Origin of the sequence: Martinezella lusitana (assembly GCF_900094565.1) — a bacterium.
In the GTDB taxonomy this organism is placed as follows: Bacteria; Pseudomonadota; Alphaproteobacteria; order Rhizobiales; family Rhizobiaceae; genus Rhizobium; species Rhizobium lusitanum.
Window position 1 is genome coordinate 346790 of sequence record NZ_FMAF01000005.1, and the last position, 15335, is coordinate 362124.

A 15335-nucleotide genomic window follows, 5' to 3' on the forward strand; every position below is an offset into this window, starting at 1 on the left:
GTTATTCGATGAATGCCTATCGTTCGAAGTCGCTGAGTTTTCCGTGGCCGCCGCTACTCTATAGCCTTGCCGTTATTTCGGCGCTGTATCTTTATCGGGATTATCCTCTACCCTTGCCTTTTGCCTGGGCATTTCTCGCATGGTGCATAGGCGCTGCCCTGACCACTTTTGCGGTGACGCTGAACGTCTGGGCCGTCAAGACACTGATGGAGAGGCAAACAACCGTGCTCACGCAGCGCTGCAGCCGGCATCTGGTGACGACGGGGCCATTTCGCTTCACCCGCAATCCGACCTATCTCGGCTATACACTGCTGACGGCCGGGCTTGGCCTGCTGATCGGCAATCTCTGGTTCGTGGCAATGGCGGCTGTCGCAGCGGCGCTGATGACACTTCTGGTCATCCGCTGCGAGGAAATGCATCTCCTTTCGCGCTTCGGCTGTGAATTCGAGTTCTATTGCAAGCATACGCGCCGGTGGCTTTGATCTGAGAATTGCCGGTTCCGGCGCAATCAGGTCCCCACACCGATATCGGCCAGGCGACCAAGACAGGCCTCTTCGACATTGTCGAGCTCGGTCAGCGTATCGTCGATATCCTTGCGCTTCTGGCGCAGTTCGTCGCGCTTCTCATCGACGCGCTTCATCAGCAGCTTCAGCTGACCGATCTCGCCCGGCGGTTCCTTGTAGACCTGGATGATCTCCCGGATTTCGGCGATGGTGAAGCCGATACGGCGGCCGCGCAGAATTTCCATGATCAGACGCCGGTCGGCTGCGCGGAACAGCCGCGTGCGGCCCCTGCGTTCGGGGTGGATGAGGCCCTCGTCCTCGTAGAACCGCAATGTCCGGGTGGAAACCCCGAATTCCCGAGTGAGCTCCGTTATGCTATAATATCCGTCTACCAAGAATCCGCCCCTATCTGCCAGCGACCATAATATTGACTTTTACGTAATAGTCAATTTTCGTCCAGGAGGGCGATTTTGGCATTTCCACCTAGCGAAGCGCAAACCACCACGTCGCAAGGCCGAGAAATGCCAGATATCCGGTGCAATCCGTAACGGTAGTCACGAAGGCGGATGATGCGATCGCCGGATCGGCTCCGAATCGATGCAATAGCAAAGGCAGCAAAATGCCGCCGAGCGCGGCCGCGACAAGATTGATGATCATCGCCACGCCGATGACTATCCCGAGCTGGAAATCATGAAACCATAGCACCGCAATCGCCCCCATGATGACAGCGAACAATATGCCATTGAAAAGGCCGACGCTCGCTTCCCTGCGCACGACGCGGAAGGCGTTGTAGATATCGAGGTCGCCAGTGGCGAGCGCCCTCACCGTGACGGTCATGGTCTGAGTGCCGGCATTGCCGCCCATCGAGGCAACGATCGGCATGAGTACGGCAAGTGCCACCATCTTCTCGATCGCGCCGTCGAAAACATCAATAATGCTGGAAGCCAATATGGCCGTCATCAGATTGACGGCCAGCCAGACGAAGCGCGACCGCACCGTGGAGATGACATTATCGGACAGCTCTTCGTCACCGACACCGCCGAGGTGCTTGATATCCTCGTCGGCCTCTTCCTGAATGACGTCGACCACATCATCGATCGTCAGTACCCCGACAAGGCGCTGGTTCTCATCGACGACGGCGGCCGACAGCAGGTCATATTGCTCAAAGATCTGAGCCGCCTCCTCCTGGTCCATCTCGGCCGGGATCGGATGCGATGTCTCGCGCATGATGCTCTCGACCTTGGCCTCAAGCTGCGCTCGCAGAATGCGATCGAGATCGATGCTGCCGAGCAGTTTGAAGCTTGGATCGATCACGAAGACCTGTGTGAAGGTTTCCGGTAGTTGCTCGCCTTCCCGCATGTAGTCGATCGTCTGCCCTACCGTCCAGAACGGCGGCACGGCGATGAACTCCGTCTGCATGCGACGGCCCGCGGACTGCTCCGGGTATTCCAGAGCGCGTCGCAGGCGAACGCGTTCCGTGAAAGGCAGTTGCGACAGGATCTCGTCGCGGTCTTCCTGATCGAGGTCTTCCAGAATGTAGACGGCGTCGTCCGAATCCAGCTCGCCGATACCAGCGGCGATCTGGTCGTTCGGCATCTGATCGACGATCTCCATGCGGATCGCCTCATCCACCTGCGTCAGCGCCGTCATGTCGAATTCGTCGCCGAGCAATCGGACAAGGGTCAGGCGCTCGGGCGGTGGCAACGCTTCCAGAAGGTCGCCGAGTTCGGATTCATGCAGCCTGACGACATGCCGCTCGATGACGGAACGATCGCTGCGATCGATCGCATCGCTGATCTCAGTCAGAAAATCCGAGCGTACCGCGCCATGTTCGTCGTAAATATCGGCGTCGCTGATCCCGTCTTCATCGGTCATCGTCATGAGCCGCCCCCACCTTGCAATTCGTGATCGCTCCGCATTTCGTCCCTCAGAGTGAAGGGAAAAAACTCATTGTCAACAATCGGATAGGCGGAATTGCTGATATTTCGTCTTTGATCGTCGAAGACGATGGCATCATCTCTTCCTCGCCCCTATTCTAAGCCAATCAACATCTCGTCCAGTCAGTAGAGAGCGCTTTGCCGGTTCGTCCCATCATCCGTTTTCCCGATCCCTTGCTTCGAACCGCCTGCCCGCCGGTCACGGTCTTCGACGATAACCTACGCATGTTCACGGTCGATCTTTTGGACACGATGCGCGCCGCGCCCGGCGTCGGTATCACCGGTCCGCACATCGGCGTGCTCACGCGCGTTGTCGTGATCGAGCTCAGCCGCGAGGATAGTGTCCGCACCTACATCAATCCGGAGATCCTCTGGTCATCGGAGGAGACCATGCGGCATGTGGAAGGCAGTGTCTCCATGCCTGGAATGACCGAAGAGATCACCAGGCCGAAGGCCATTCGTTTTCATTATCAGGATATCGACGGTACGGCGCACGAAGCAGCGGCCGAAGATTTTCTGGCCATCTGCATCCAGCATGAGATCGACCAGCTCGACGGCATATTCTGGCTCCAGCGGCTTTCAAAACTCAAGCGTGATCGCCTGGTAAAGAAATGGGAGAAGATGCGGAGCTGAAAGCGCTTAAAAATGAAACGGGCGCCACGAAGGCGCCCGCTCGATCGTCCGGTCAATCCGGAAATCAGCCCTTGAGCTTGGAGTTGCAGAGGCTGTAGTAGCCGCCGCCCTTCTCGATCCACTTCAGGCCGCCGAGCGAATTCTTGGCCTTGTTGGCATTGTATGCGTCGACGCAGGTATGGAAACGGCCCTTGCCGGGGGTTTCGCTTGCATACTTCGGATCAACGCTTGCCGGGAAGCTGACGCCGGCCGGGGCAGCCATCGTCGGCTTTGCCGGCTCTTTGGCCGGCGGCTTGGTGGCGTCAGGCTCATTGGCGTCGACCTTGGCCGCAGCGGTCGTCGTCTTCGTGGTCTTCGGCGGCGTCGTCGCAGCAGGTGCGGTCGTTGCCGGCGCGGTCGTCGTTGTGGCGCTGGCGTCCGCACTGCACTGAGTGGCACGGAAGTCGTTCCACTTCTGGCCGTTCAAGGTACCAGCGGTCTTGGCTGCCTGATACTTGGCGCTGCACTCTTTCATGGTTAGCGCAGAAGCTGACGAAGCGAGGCCGATCGAGCCTACGACTGTGAGAGATGCTAGAGACATCAACAGGATGGCACGACTAGTCATTGGCATTTCCTCCGCTCTATGACGAATGTCGAAATTATTAATCGTATCGTCCCCATCGATTGTCAATCGACACGCGATTAGGAGGCGACGGATGACACCATATGCGGACGAAGATGAACGCAAACTGTACGAAAACAGCCATCGGGAAGAGCGGCTTGGCCTCGCTCTCAACCGTTGATGGGAATTCATGTCGTCGTCTGATTCGCGGCGAAACATATCCGCGCACGGGTTCGACGGCTCACAACAGATCGATTATTGCGGACGCGACCACGACTTCAGTTCCTGCCAATCCGACCGAGCAAAACAATGTTGTGTCTTGAGACGATCTTCGACCGATCTCCCGTTTGGCAATGATGTCAGCTAGATCAGCCATCCGATGTTCGTTGCCGGAGCCAGCGAGAAAGAAGGGAGAAGCGTAGGCGCGTGTCTGCTCGGGGGAGTCGGTCGCTATCACATCTGCAACGTCTGCAATATCGAGGCCCAGTTCGTATCCTCGTTGCGTTTTAGGCCCGACGGTATTGACATGCACACCGAGCTTCAAATCCGAAGCATGTATTATTGGCGTGCTGCTCGTCGTGGCGCAGATAACGATGTCAGCATCACGCGCAGCGTCTAGGACGCTCCCAACAGGCCTCACCTCAATACCGAGCTCCCGCTCCATCTCCTGGGCAAAGGTAGTACGGTTTTTCTCGTCTCTGCTATAGACGCGTGCCGATGTGATTTGCCTGACGGTGGTCGCTGCAGCCAGTTGAGTTCGCGCCTGAGCACCACTTCCGAGAATCCCAACAATTTTGGCATCAGGCGAGCTAAGATACCGGATCGCGACGCCGCCAATTGCACCCGTTCGTATGTTGCCCAGGCGCTCGCCCAAGACAATTCCTTTGAGCTTCGCGTCTTCCACAGACCACACAGCGACGATCTGTGAATGCTCCACACCGTCGAACGTTTCATAAACCCGGAAGCCCGCAAGCGGCTTCTCACCCAACATTCCGCCGACTGTAAACACCAAATCGCCTCGATTCGAAAACGAGACATGATGCCTGGGCGGAGATATCATTTGGTCCTGAGCTCTGGCAAGGAAAGCGGCATCCAAGGCATTGATTGCAACGCCCATAAGTTCGCTCCCAACCAAATCATCATCCCTGAGTATTTTCGTCACGGTTTGACCTCCGAACTGCTAAGGCATTGTGCAACCTCAACCGTACTTCGGGTCAATGGACCCACTTAAGAAAATCCATGCCTGGTAGAAATCCTGCACCGGAATCCGCTTTTTGATGGCAGTTGCTGCAGAGTAGCGGGCATTCGACGTTCACGAGATCGTGCGATGAACCCAAGACTTGAAGTACGGACGCGCCGCCCTAAACTCTCTAATGCAGTTCCCCTCTCTTGCCCTGGATGCTCTCCCTTCCAGGGCATTTTCTTTGCGAGCACAAATGATAAGTGCGCCTGATCAATGACAATCATTCATTAATCATTGTTGGCGTAACCGTTGGTGGCATTCAAAATTTTTGGAGCTACAAAATGCATAAACTCACCCTCGCAGCTATTTTTGCCGCTTCCACGATCATTGTATCGGGACAGGCGTCCGCGGCTCCTCGCCATCATCACAAGCCCATTTGCCATACGGATCATCATAAGGTGAAGGTGCATGGAAAGTGGATCGTCAAGACCATCCGGGTTTGCAAGTAAAAACCAAGGGGCGGCTTAGCTAGGCCGCTCCTTCTCGTTAAGGCACAGCTATCCGGCCGAAAGGCAAAAGCGCCGCAAAAAATGGCAACTATTGCAAAATGACTAGCCATTAGCCCTAAGGATGCGTAGGGTGTAGCCATCGCTGGTTACCGAACCCGCGGGACACCAGCGGCCTGAGAGCGACACGCGCTCTCGCCTGCAGAGGTCAAGGAGCAATCGCATGACCTCGCATGACGATCGAGACAATATTCTCACCGACCAGAAGTTACACGATCTTCTTAAAGTGGAAGATGAGATGGATCGTCTGGCGGGATTGAAGCGCGACCTTCCGGTTGAGCCTGGACGGATTCGAGTTGAAGACCCGCAAGCGCCGTCCTCGTGAAAACGACCGCCGGTCGTTGACGGCAGGCTCCGGAATTAGACCGGATATTTCTTGATCATCAGTCACACTTCCTGCCATTTACCTGGCCTGAATTGTTTTCGCGCCCAGAGCCGAACCGCAGGCTGGGCGGTGGCGCGTGCAAATCATTCAAAAGCCATCAGAGCAGAGAAGACTAAACACGCGCTATCGGCGCATGCCTACCATGTCACGCCCCTTGTCACGCGACATCTTGCTTTTGGTCATGTAAGCAGCCTCTCACTTTGTGGTTCGAGGCAAAGATGTTCGAGGAGCGAGATGATGTCGACTTCGATTTTGACCGCTTTGACGGTATGTGCAGGCGCAATCACTGTAGCGCTGATGGTAGTTCAATTCCTTCATTGATCTCAGGGGGCAGGCTAACTCGGCGTGTCGAGATACCTTCCCTATGCCCTTGCTGGAACTCCCGACTGCGCATCGCGTTACAACGTCAGGAGGATACAGCCATGAACACGCCCACGTCGACCACACCCCCAATCCTGGCTCCGGAACTCGGACTGCCTAACCCGATACAGCCTCTGCCGAACCAACCACTTGATTTGAAAGCTTCGGGCGATAGCGAAAAGGAAGCCTATGAGCGTGGGGCGGAGGCAGGCAAACGGGAGGAAGAGAGCGAGAAGAATCCTTATCCGGAGGGAAGCAAACTCGCCAAGGCCTTTGAACACGGCTATCTGGATGGGCAAAAGCTGCGATCAAACGACAAGCCTCCGGAGCATTAGAATCGCTGCCACGCCTCGAAGACGACTTCTGTAGCCGCGCCAGAGGGATTGAGTTTTTCATTGGTCCTTGACTCCGACTCGGAATGAGAACATTTTGAGAACAAATCAAGGAAAACATCATGGCGATCGCCGAGAAATTCATTGTCCTGCCGTACAAAAAGAACCGCGGAAATCTTGTTCCAGCTGAGATGCGCCAGGCCTCGAATGCGATGAGCGCCGAAAAGATCGCGACGGCGATGTCGTCACGCTTTGTCGGCGTGGCTGCCTACGCGGTCATGGTTGACGATGAGACCGGCGACATGACGTCCCCTCGCCTGCTGATCCAGCATGGTGAAATCGCGGATCTCAACGCCGCCTGAAATTGACTGACAATTTGGTAATGCGAACCGCCGTTCTGCGACGGAACGGAGATGTGCGTCGATGAGTGCCGAATCCCCTCTGGCTCCTGAGGAATCAGATTTCGATCCGATCGAAGCGATCCTTGCCGCCCATGATGGCGACGCGCGGGCCGCGATCGGCGACCTGGTGGAACGCATCCAGCACCTTCGCCACCAGCTTTCACTCGCGTCCGCCGCAATGAGCAGGGGCATGACGCGCGGCTGGTCGCCAAGCTTGGATCAAAGCTGACGGACCAGGACGATGGCGAAGCGGCCTCGAACGGATCGGCGCACGCTTAACTGATTGAGTTCACATGAAATAAGGCCGCTCTGTTTTAACTGTTTTTTGGCCCTGGCCGCAAAATGCCGCCGGCAATAAATATGCCAGTTCGGCATAAATCAGAAAATAATAAATAATTCCAATAGATCTATGATACACTGCGGGGGCTTAGAAAATAATCATAAAAAGGAGCATTTCCGTGAAACAATTTTATTTCGCACTCAATCGCCGGCAATGCACTGTTTTCCTGATTGAAACGTCAGTTCTCACAGCTGGGCTTGTTGCTCTGTTCTCCGGCCTCTCAATACTGAAGTAGTAAGTCGGCGACACCGGATACTTTGCGCCGGTCAGGTTCTCCAAAAATCAATCAGGGATGACGACAATGATCAGACATCGACCAGTTCGCAGACGATTCAAATGCCCAATCAGCGAAAAGACCGGAACTGTGTTCGCCGATATCAGCTCCGGCAACATCCGAGTGCGGATGGAGAGGGCTGCACTTCTCAAAGCTCTCCGAATTGAGCGTGATCGACCAACGCGACCGCAGCGCGCGAGCTAGTTCAAGCGCGCAGACGACAAAAACCACGACAACGACAGTCTTCGCTGCGAACACACTGCTCACGGTTCAAATGTTGTGCCGGGATGCCGGCATAGGCCAGCCATCCGCCCAGAGCGTGCGCAAAGAACTCGCCGAGTTCAGGTGCAGCCAAAACTAACAAAATCTATACGGGGAAAGTTGAGGCCGAACTCTTGCGCAAGAAGCGCTAGAAGAGGTCGAGGTGTCCCAGGCGTTTTTCGGATGGGACACTTCGAATGAAGAACAACGACAGCGTCGTTGTCTTTGGTGCGGTCGAGAAGACTCGAACTTCCACGGGTTGCCCCACAGCGACCTCAACGCTGCGCGTCTACCAATTCCGCCACGACCGCATCGTGGTAGGGCCGGATTGCTCCGGCGCGGCTGCATGTAGCAAAAGCATCCGGGGGGCACAAGAGCGATGTGTCAGTTTTTTTAAATTCCTTCACAGCTCCTCGGATTGCGGCTTCGGAATTACCTGGCAAGCGCCGTAGATGTTTGAATTTCCGCCTGAATACCTCCATATGTGGACAACCCGTCGGCGCACCGGATTTCCACATGAGCGGTCTGCCGGATGGGCGCAAAGGACTGGCTCATGCTTCGCACTGAACTCTCACATCAAATGTTTCCCGTCGAAGGCACCTCGCCCGTACGCTGGCGTATCGCCGATGGCCTGGTGCCCTATGACGAAGCGGTGGCGACCATGGAGGCGGAAGTCGCCGCGATAGCCGATGGGCGTGCACCGGAACTCGTCTGGTTGGTGGAGCATCCGCCACTCTATACGGCGGGCACCAGCGCCAATGCCGCCGATCTCATCGAGCCGGATCGTTTTCCGGTTTTTGCCACGGGACGTGGCGGTGAATACACCTATCACGGGCCCGGCCAGCGCGTGGCCTATGTCATGCTGGACCTGAAGTGTCGGCGGCAGGATATCCGCGCCTTTGTCGCCTCTCTCGAGGAAGTCATCATCCGCACCCTCGAATCGATGAATGTTCGTGGCGAGCGGCGCGAGGATCGCGTCGGCGTGTGGGTGAGGCGCCCCGAGAGGCCGTTGCTGCCGGATGGCACCATGGCCGAGGACAAGATTGCCGCCCTTGGCATTCGCGTGCGCAAATGGGTGACGTTTCATGGCCTTTCGCTCAACGTCGATCCCGATCTTGGCCATTTCTCCGGCATCGTGCCCTGCGGGATCTCCGCCTACGGCGTTACGAGCCTGGTCGATCTCGGCCTGCCGGTCATGATGGCGGATGTGGATATCCGTCTGCGCGAGGCTTTCGAGCAGGTATTCGGCGAGACCGTCAACGACTCTTAATGCGCAATGTCCTTGCTGACGTTGCGCAGCCTGATCTGATGGTCGAGCCGTTCGATCTGGCGAGTGGTTGTCTCGATCAGCCGGCCGATTTCCTCATGGGCCGTCCGCAAACGGGAAAGCTCGTTCCTGACGGCTTCCAGCGCGCGTTCGTCACTATCCTCGCCGGGGCCGTCGCCTGCCCCCGTCATCAGCCATGCGGGAGAAACGCCGAATAGAACCGACATCTTGACCAGAGCGGACGCCTTGGGTTCGGATCGGTCCGATTCCCAGGCAAGCATCGTTTCTTCGCTGACGCCAAGCTGGCTTGCCAGCGTCTCCAAGCTGATGCCGGCGGCGTCGCGGGCCATGGAGAGCCGCCCGCCCAGGGTATCGTCGCCCTCATCCGAAAAAATGGTCGTCTCTTGTTCTGTCTTGAACATCGGTGCGATCCCTTTCCTGGCCGCGCCGGCGAAATTCTGCGGCGCGCTTATGTTTTAGCCGGTTCCGAAGGCTGAGATAGGTCTAAGGGCGTCATCTCGCCACCATGATCTGTCCCAATTGGCAAAGTTTGAACTTTGCGGCGCCATTGGATCGCTTCTTGATTGCATGCCGTTCCTGTGTTTGATGGCAGCCCATGTCCGTCGCTTCAGCCGCTCCCACCCAGCAAAACCCGCTTCAAGGCATGACGATCATGGCGAGTGCCATGATCATATTGCCGACGATGGACGCGATCGCCAAATACATGGCGAGTTTCGAAGGCATGTCGCCCGGCCAGGTGACGTTCTACCGCTTCTTCTTCCAGATCGTCTGCATGCTGCCGCTGCTCGTGACCGTTTCCGGCCGGGCGGCTTTCTCAGCGAAGCGGCCCTGGCTGAACCTCTTGCGCGGCGCTCTGCATGGGGCTGCAAGCCTGCTCTTCTTCGCAGCCGTCAAATACATGCCGCTTGCCGATGTCTTTGCGATCTATTTCGTCGAGCCGTTCATGCTCGCGGCGCTTTCGGCCCTGTTCCTCGGCGATAGGGTCGGCTGGCGGCGCTGGCTGGCGATCGTCGTCGGTTTCGGCGGCGCGATGATCGTCATCCAGCCGAGTTTCGAGATTTTCGGATTGAAGGCGCTGCTGCCTGTGGCCTGCGCCTTCCTCTTTGCGCTCTATCTGTTCATGAATCGCGCGGTCGGCGAAGCGGATTCGCCATTGACGATGCAGATCATGGCCGGTGTCGGCGGCACGCTGTTCATGACATTCGCTCTGCTGGCGGGCTCGTCGGCCGGTATTGCGGATTTCGAGCCTTCCCTGCCCGTCTCCGGGCTCGGTCTCGTGCTCCTGCTGATTCTCGGCTCGATTTCAGGCTACGCGCACATGCTCGTCGTCAGAGCCTTCCGGCTGGCGCCATTGTCGCTGCTGGCACCCTTCCAATATTTCGAGATTATCTCGGCCACCATCCTCGGCTATGCGATCTTCGGCGATTTTCCCAATCTTTCCAAATGGATCGGCATCGCGATCATCGTCGGTTCCGGCCTGTTCATCATCTGGCGGGAGCGCGTGCAGTCGCGATCGGCTAAATCCGCTTGAGCACGCGCATCTTGCACATGGACCGACGGCGCAATTTATGGCTAAAACACTGACACAGCAGACGTATTGGGCGGAGTTCGCATGTTCAAGAAAATCCTGATCGCCAACCGCGGCGAGATCGCTTGCCGCGTGATCAAGACGGCGCGGCGGATGGGCATCCTGACGGTTGCCGTCTATTCCGATGCCGATCGGGATGCCCTGCATGTCGAGATGGCCGACGAGGCCGTCCATATCGGCCCTGCTCCGGCCGCGGAAAGCTATCTCGTTGCTGAAAAGATCATAGCAGCCTGCAAGGAGACTGGAGCGGAAGCGGTTCATCCAGGCTACGGCTTTCTCTCCGAGCGTGCGTCCTTCTGCTCGGCGCTGGAAAAAGAGGGCATCGTCTTCATCGGCCCGAAGCCGAAGGCGATCGAAGCCATGGGCGACAAGATCGAATCGAAGAAATTCGCCAATGCCGCCAAGGTCTCCACCGTCCCGGGACATCTCGGCATCATCGATGATGCCGATCATGCCGAAAAGATTGCCGGCGAAATCGGCTATCCCGTGATGATCAAGGCATCCGCCGGCGGTGGCGGCAAGGGTATGCGCATCGCCTGGAGCAAGGATGAGGTGCGCGACGGCTTCGATCGTGCCCGTTCGGAAGCGAAAAGCTCCTTTGGCGACGACCGCGTCTTCATCGAGAAATTCGTTGTCGACCCACGCCACATCGAAATTCAGGTGCTGGCCGATGGCCACGGCAATGTCGTCTATCTCGGCGAGCGCGAATGTTCGATCCAGCGCCGGAATCAGAAGGTGGTCGAGGAAGCACCCTCGCCTTTTCTCGATGAAGCAACACGAAAGGCCATGGGCGAGCAGTCGGTTGCGCTCGCCAGGGCCGTGGATTATCAGAGCGCCGGCACGGTCGAGTTCATCGTCGACCGCGACAGAAATTTCTATTTTCTCGAAATGAACACCCGCCTGCAGGTCGAACATCCCGTAACGGAGCTCGTGACCGGCGTCGATCTTGTCGAACAGATGATCCGTGTCGCCGCCGGCGGAAAGCTGCCTTTCAAGCAGGAAGACATCAAGCTGAACGGCTGGGCAGTAGAAAGTCGCCTCTATGCCGAGGATCCCTATCGCAATTTCCTGCCTTCGATCGGCCGGCTGACGCACTACCATCCGCCGCGCGAAGGCAAACGCGGCAAATCCGTCGTCCGCAACGACACCGGCGTCTTCGAAGGCGCCGAAATTTCCATGTATTACGATCCGATGATCGCCAAGCTCTGCACCTGGGCTCCATCTCGGCTGGAGGCGATCGAGGCCATGGGCGAAGCGCTGGACGGTTTCGTCGTTGACGGCATCGAACACAACATGCCGTTTTTGTCGGCGCTGATGAAGCATCCGCGCTGGCGCGAGGGGCGTCTTTCCACCGGCTTCATCGCCGAGGAATATCCGCACGGTTTTGCTCCGATGGCGCCGGACGAGAGCCAGGCTGCCCTGCTTGCCGCAATCGCCCTCTCCTGCAGCCTGGTCGAATCCAACCGTCGCGAACGCTATGCCGACAGGCTGCGCCCCACGGCGGGACCGCTGCGGGAGAACTGGGTGGTCAAGCTCGGCGCCGATTACCTCTCCGTGGGGCTGCTGGATGGCGTGGTGACCATTCCATTCGAGATGGACATGCAGTTAGGCGGAGAGACCGTGACGGTCGCGACCGATTGGCGTCCGGGCGACGCCGTATGGGTTGGCACAGTCGCCAAACATAGGATCACTGCCCAGATCCGCCCCGTGCTGAACGGCTTGCGCATCGATTGGCAAGGCATGTCGGTCAGGGTCAAGATCTTCACGCCTCGCCAGGCGGAGCTCGATAAGCTGATGCCGGTAAAATTGCCGCCCGACACGTCGAAGCTGCTCCTTTGCCCGATGCCCGGTCTTGTCGTCGCCATTGCCGTCGCCGAGGGCCAGGAAGTCAAGGCCGGCGAGACTCTCGCCATTGTCGAGGCGATGAAGATGGAGAACGTTCTGCGCGCCGAACGTGACCTGACCGTCGGCAAGATCAACGCCAAGCCCGGTGAAAGCCTCGCCGTCGATGCCGTCATCATGGAATTCGCCTGATCAAAATACGGCATTAATTTCGCTTGAGCCGTCCCGCGCGCCCATGCCAATGTCCGCGCGAACCAAAACATTGCAGGAAGGGATGAAACGATGGATGTACGTGCTGCAGTAGCAGTTCAAGCCGGCAAGCCGCTCGAGGTGATGACGGTTCAGCTCGAAGGGCCGAAGGCGGGCGAAGTGCTGATCGAGGTGAAGGCGACAGGCATCTGCCACACCGACGATTTCACGCTGTCGGGCGCCGATCCCGAGGGCCTGTTTCCCGCCATCCTCGGCCACGAGGGCGCCGGCATCGTCGTCGACGTCGGTCCGGGCGTCACCTCGGTGAAGAAGGGCGATCACGTCATTCCGCTTTACACGCCGGAGTGCCGCGAATGCTATTCCTGCCTGTCGCGAAAGACCAACCTCTGCACCTCGATCCGCGCCACCCAGGGACAGGGCCTGATGCCCGATGGCACATCGCGCTTCTCGATCGGCAAGGACAAGATCCATCACTACATGGGCTGCTCGACCTTCGCCAACTTCACCGTCCTGCCGGAGATCGCGCTTGCCAAGGTCAATCCCGACGCGCCCTTTGATAAGATCTGCTATATCGGCTGCGGCGTCACCACAGGCATCGGCGCCGTCATCAACACCGCCAAGGTCGAAATCGGCTCGACCGCTATCGTCTTCGGTCTCGGCGGCATCGGTCTCAACGTGCTTCAAGGCCTGCGCCTTGCCGGCGCCGACATCATCATCGGCGTCGATATCAACAATGATCGCAAGGCCTGGGGCGAAAAGTTCGGTATGACGCATTTCGTCAACCCGAAGGAAGTCGGTGACGACATCGTGCCCTACCTCGTCAACCTGACGAAGCGCAATGGCGACCTGATCGGCGGTGCCGACTATACGTTCGACTGCACGGGCAACACCAAGGTCATGCGTCAGGCGTTGGAAGCCTCGCACCGCGGCTGGGGCAAGTCCGTTATCATCGGCGTTGCCGGTGCCGGCCAGGAAATCTCCACCCGTCCATTCCAGCTGGTCACCGGTCGCAACTGGATGGGCACCGCCTTCGGGGGCGCGCGTGGCCGCACCGATGTGCCGAAGATCGTCGACTGGTACATGGAAGGCAAGATCCAGATCGATCCGATGATCACCCACACCATGCCGCTCGAAGACATCAACAAGGGCTTTGAGCTGATGCATTCCGGCGAAAGCATCCGGGGCGTGGTGGTTTACTAATAGCCGCCAACAGAGTTGCATGCGGCGGATGAGTTAATCACCGCATGCTATTTGAATTATTGAAGTATCCTATGATTTATGTCGATGCCGATGCCTGTCCGGTCAAACCGGAAATTTTGAAAGTTGCCGAACGTCACGGCATCGAAGTGACGCTTGTCGCCAATTCCGGATTGCGCCCGTCGCGGGATCCGATGGTGCGGAACGTCATAGTCTCCAATGCTTTCGATGCCGCCGACAACTGGATCGCCGAGCATGCCGGTCCCGGCGATATCGTCGTCACGGCCGATGTGCCGCTCGCCGGGCGTTGCGTCGCCACCGGCGCGCTGGTGACCGGGCCGACCGGCCGGGTGTTCGACGTCGCCAATATCGGCATGGCAACGGCCATGCGTGATCTCGGCGCGCATCTTCGTGAGACCGGCGAGAGCAAAGGATACAACGCCGCCTTTTCGCCGCGCGACCGCTCGACCTTCCTCGAAACCTTCGACCGGCTGTGCCGGCGTGCAAAAGCACATCAATCATCGCCTGGAGACCAGTCTTGAACATCATTTCCCAGAACACCGCCTTCGGCGGCATGCAGGGCGTCTTTTCGCACGAATCGGAGGCCTGCAAATGCGAGATGACGTTCGCAGTCTTCGTGCCGCCGCAGGCAATCAAGGAACCCCGCCCTGTTGTCTGGTATCTCTCCGGTCTTACCTGCACCCACGCCAATGTCATGGAGAAAGGTGAGTATCGCCGCATGGCTGCCGAGCTCGGCCTGATTGTCGTCTGCCCGGACACCAGCCCGCGCGGCAATGACGTGCCGGATGAACTGACCAACTGGCAGATGGGCAAAGGCGCCGGCTTCTATCTCGACGCCACCGAGATGCCCTGGGCCGAGAACTACCGGATGTATAGCTACGTCACGGAGGAATTGCCTCACCTCATCGCCAAGCAGTTCCGCGTCGACATGAGCAAACAGGGCATTTTCGGCCATTCCATGGGTGGTCATGGCGCAATGACCATCGCGCTCAAGAATCCAGACCGCTTCAGGAGCTGCTCCGCCTTCGCGCCCATCGTCCAACCTTCGACGGCCGATTGGTCGGCTCCGGCCTTCGACAAATATCTCGGCGCCGACAAATCGGCCTGGAGACAATACGACGCGTGCTCCCTCGTCGAGGACGGCGCCCGCTTCCCGGAGTTCCTGATCGATCAGGGCAAGGCCGACAGCTTCCTTGAAAACGGCCTGCGTCCCTGGCTGTTCGAAGAGGCTGTCAAAGGCACCGGCATCGGCCTGACGCTACGCATGCACGAGCGCTATGACCACTCCTACTACTTCATCTCCAGCTTCATGGATGATCACCTGAGATGGCACGCCGAACGGCTGGCATGAAACGGGTGGCATGGCAGCTATGCGCTCAATAGCTTGAAAAGCTCTTTTGGCAGAGGCATATG

At 58.0% G+C, this 15335-nt stretch carries 18 protein-coding genes and 1 tRNA gene; 13 read left to right on the forward strand and 6 right to left on the reverse strand.

The genetic code is table 11. The features are described 5' to 3' along the window. Positions 1 to 8: 8 nt before the first annotated feature. Positions 9 to 482: a methyltransferase family protein gene (locus GA0061101_RS13895; RefSeq protein WP_092573771.1), complete on the forward strand. Its 474-nt coding sequence runs from the start codon at positions 9 to 11 to the stop codon at positions 480 to 482. A gap of 26 nt (positions 483 to 508) precedes the next feature. On the opposite strand, the gene GA0061101_RS13900 is transcribed toward GA0061101_RS13895, so the two are convergent. After that, positions 509 to 898: a MerR family transcriptional regulator gene (locus GA0061101_RS13900; protein ID WP_037202268.1), complete on the reverse strand. Its 390-nt coding sequence runs from the start codon at positions 896 to 898 to the stop codon at positions 509 to 511. Positions 899 to 986: 88 nt separating this feature from the next. Continuing rightward, positions 987 to 2384 (reverse strand): magnesium transporter, encoded by a 1398-nt coding sequence (mgtE, locus tag GA0061101_RS13905; protein WP_037202271.1) that lies wholly within the window; start codon positions 2382 to 2384, stop codon positions 987 to 989. Between the two features lie 194 nt (positions 2385 to 2578). On the opposite strand from mgtE, the gene GA0061101_RS13910 reads away from it, so the two are divergent. After that, on the forward strand, positions 2579 to 3073 hold the full coding sequence (locus GA0061101_RS13910; protein WP_047638200.1) for a peptide deformylase: 495 nt from the start codon (positions 2579 to 2581) through the stop codon (positions 3071 to 3073). A gap of 64 nt (positions 3074 to 3137) precedes the next feature. Here GA0061101_RS13910 and GA0061101_RS13915 read toward each other — a convergent pair whose 3' ends face one another. After that, positions 3138 to 3677 (reverse strand): hypothetical protein, encoded by a 540-nt coding sequence (locus GA0061101_RS13915; protein ID WP_037202275.1) that lies wholly within the window; start codon positions 3675 to 3677, stop codon positions 3138 to 3140. A gap of 238 nt (positions 3678 to 3915) precedes the next feature. After that, positions 3916 to 4836, reverse strand: a complete 921-nt coding sequence (locus GA0061101_RS13920) for an ornithine cyclodeaminase family protein (protein ID WP_037202277.1) — start codon at positions 4834 to 4836, stop codon at positions 3916 to 3918. 281 nt (positions 4837 to 5117) lie between these two features. Here GA0061101_RS13920 and GA0061101_RS39840 point away from each other — a divergent pair, with 281 nt between their 5' ends. From GA0061101_RS39840 to GA0061101_RS13935, 5 genes are all read left to right on the forward strand, one after another. Beyond that, positions 5118 to 5366, forward strand: coding sequence for a hypothetical protein (locus GA0061101_RS39840; protein ID WP_113091013.1), 249 nt, complete (start codon positions 5118 to 5120; stop codon positions 5364 to 5366). 220 nt (positions 5367 to 5586) lie between these two features. Next, entirely contained in the window at positions 5587 to 5748 is a 162-nt protein-coding gene (locus GA0061101_RS39370; RefSeq protein WP_156143714.1) for a hypothetical protein, read from the forward strand. 482 nt (positions 5749 to 6230) lie between these two features. Further along, the gene (locus tag GA0061101_RS13925) at positions 6231 to 6503 is read left to right on the forward strand and encodes a hypothetical protein (RefSeq protein ID WP_037202279.1); all 273 of its coding nucleotides are present in this window, start codon (positions 6231 to 6233) and stop codon (positions 6501 to 6503) included. 119 nt (positions 6504 to 6622) lie between these two features. Next, positions 6623 to 6862 (forward strand): hypothetical protein, encoded by a 240-nt coding sequence (locus tag GA0061101_RS13930; protein ID WP_037202280.1) that lies wholly within the window; start codon positions 6623 to 6625, stop codon positions 6860 to 6862. 61 nt (positions 6863 to 6923) lie between these two features. Beyond that, the gene (locus GA0061101_RS13935) at positions 6924 to 7130 is read left to right on the forward strand and encodes a hypothetical protein (RefSeq protein ID WP_037202282.1); all 207 of its coding nucleotides are present in this window, start codon (positions 6924 to 6926) and stop codon (positions 7128 to 7130) included. A gap of 872 nt (positions 7131 to 8002) precedes the next feature. Here GA0061101_RS13935 and GA0061101_RS13940 read toward each other — a convergent pair. Further along, positions 8003 to 8087, reverse strand: a tRNA-Leu gene (locus tag GA0061101_RS13940). 242 nt (positions 8088 to 8329) lie between these two features. On the opposite strand from GA0061101_RS13940, the gene lipB reads away from it, so the two are divergent. Continuing rightward, positions 8330 to 9046: a lipoyl(octanoyl) transferase LipB gene (gene lipB / locus GA0061101_RS13945; RefSeq protein WP_092573864.1), complete on the forward strand. Its 717-nt coding sequence runs from the start codon at positions 8330 to 8332 to the stop codon at positions 9044 to 9046. On the opposite strand, the gene GA0061101_RS13950 is transcribed toward lipB, so the two are convergent. Continuing rightward, positions 9043 to 9465, reverse strand: coding sequence for a helix-turn-helix domain-containing protein (locus tag GA0061101_RS13950; RefSeq protein ID WP_037202283.1), 423 nt, complete (start codon positions 9463 to 9465; stop codon positions 9043 to 9045). The two genes, lipB and GA0061101_RS13950, sit on opposite strands and share 4 nt — an antisense overlap. A gap of 194 nt (positions 9466 to 9659) precedes the next feature. On the opposite strand from GA0061101_RS13950, the gene GA0061101_RS13955 reads away from it, so the two are divergent. From GA0061101_RS13955 to fghA, 5 genes are all read left to right on the forward strand, one after another. Further along, positions 9660 to 10595, forward strand: coding sequence for a DMT family transporter (locus tag GA0061101_RS13955; RefSeq protein WP_037202284.1), 936 nt, complete (start codon positions 9660 to 9662; stop codon positions 10593 to 10595). Between the two features lie 81 nt (positions 10596 to 10676). Then, positions 10677 to 12686 carry an acetyl-CoA carboxylase biotin carboxylase subunit gene (locus GA0061101_RS13960; RefSeq protein WP_092573772.1) on the forward strand — a complete coding sequence of 670 codons (2010 nt, stop codon included), beginning with the start codon at positions 10677 to 10679 and terminating at the stop codon, positions 12684 to 12686. Between the two features lie 90 nt (positions 12687 to 12776). After that, positions 12777 to 13904 (forward strand): S-(hydroxymethyl)glutathione dehydrogenase/class III alcohol dehydrogenase, encoded by a 1128-nt coding sequence (locus GA0061101_RS13965; protein WP_037202286.1) that lies wholly within the window; start codon positions 12777 to 12779, stop codon positions 13902 to 13904. Between the two features lie 71 nt (positions 13905 to 13975). Further along, a complete protein-coding gene (locus GA0061101_RS13970; RefSeq protein ID WP_037202287.1) occupies positions 13976 to 14443 on the forward strand; it encodes a YaiI/YqxD family protein in 468 nt (155 codons plus the stop codon). Then, the gene (gene fghA, locus GA0061101_RS13975; protein ID WP_047556663.1) at positions 14440 to 15273 is read left to right on the forward strand and encodes an S-formylglutathione hydrolase; all 834 of its coding nucleotides are present in this window, start codon (positions 14440 to 14442) and stop codon (positions 15271 to 15273) included. Before GA0061101_RS13970 ends, fghA begins: the two co-directional genes overlap by 4 nt. The last annotated feature ends 62 nt before the right edge of the window (positions 15274 to 15335 follow it).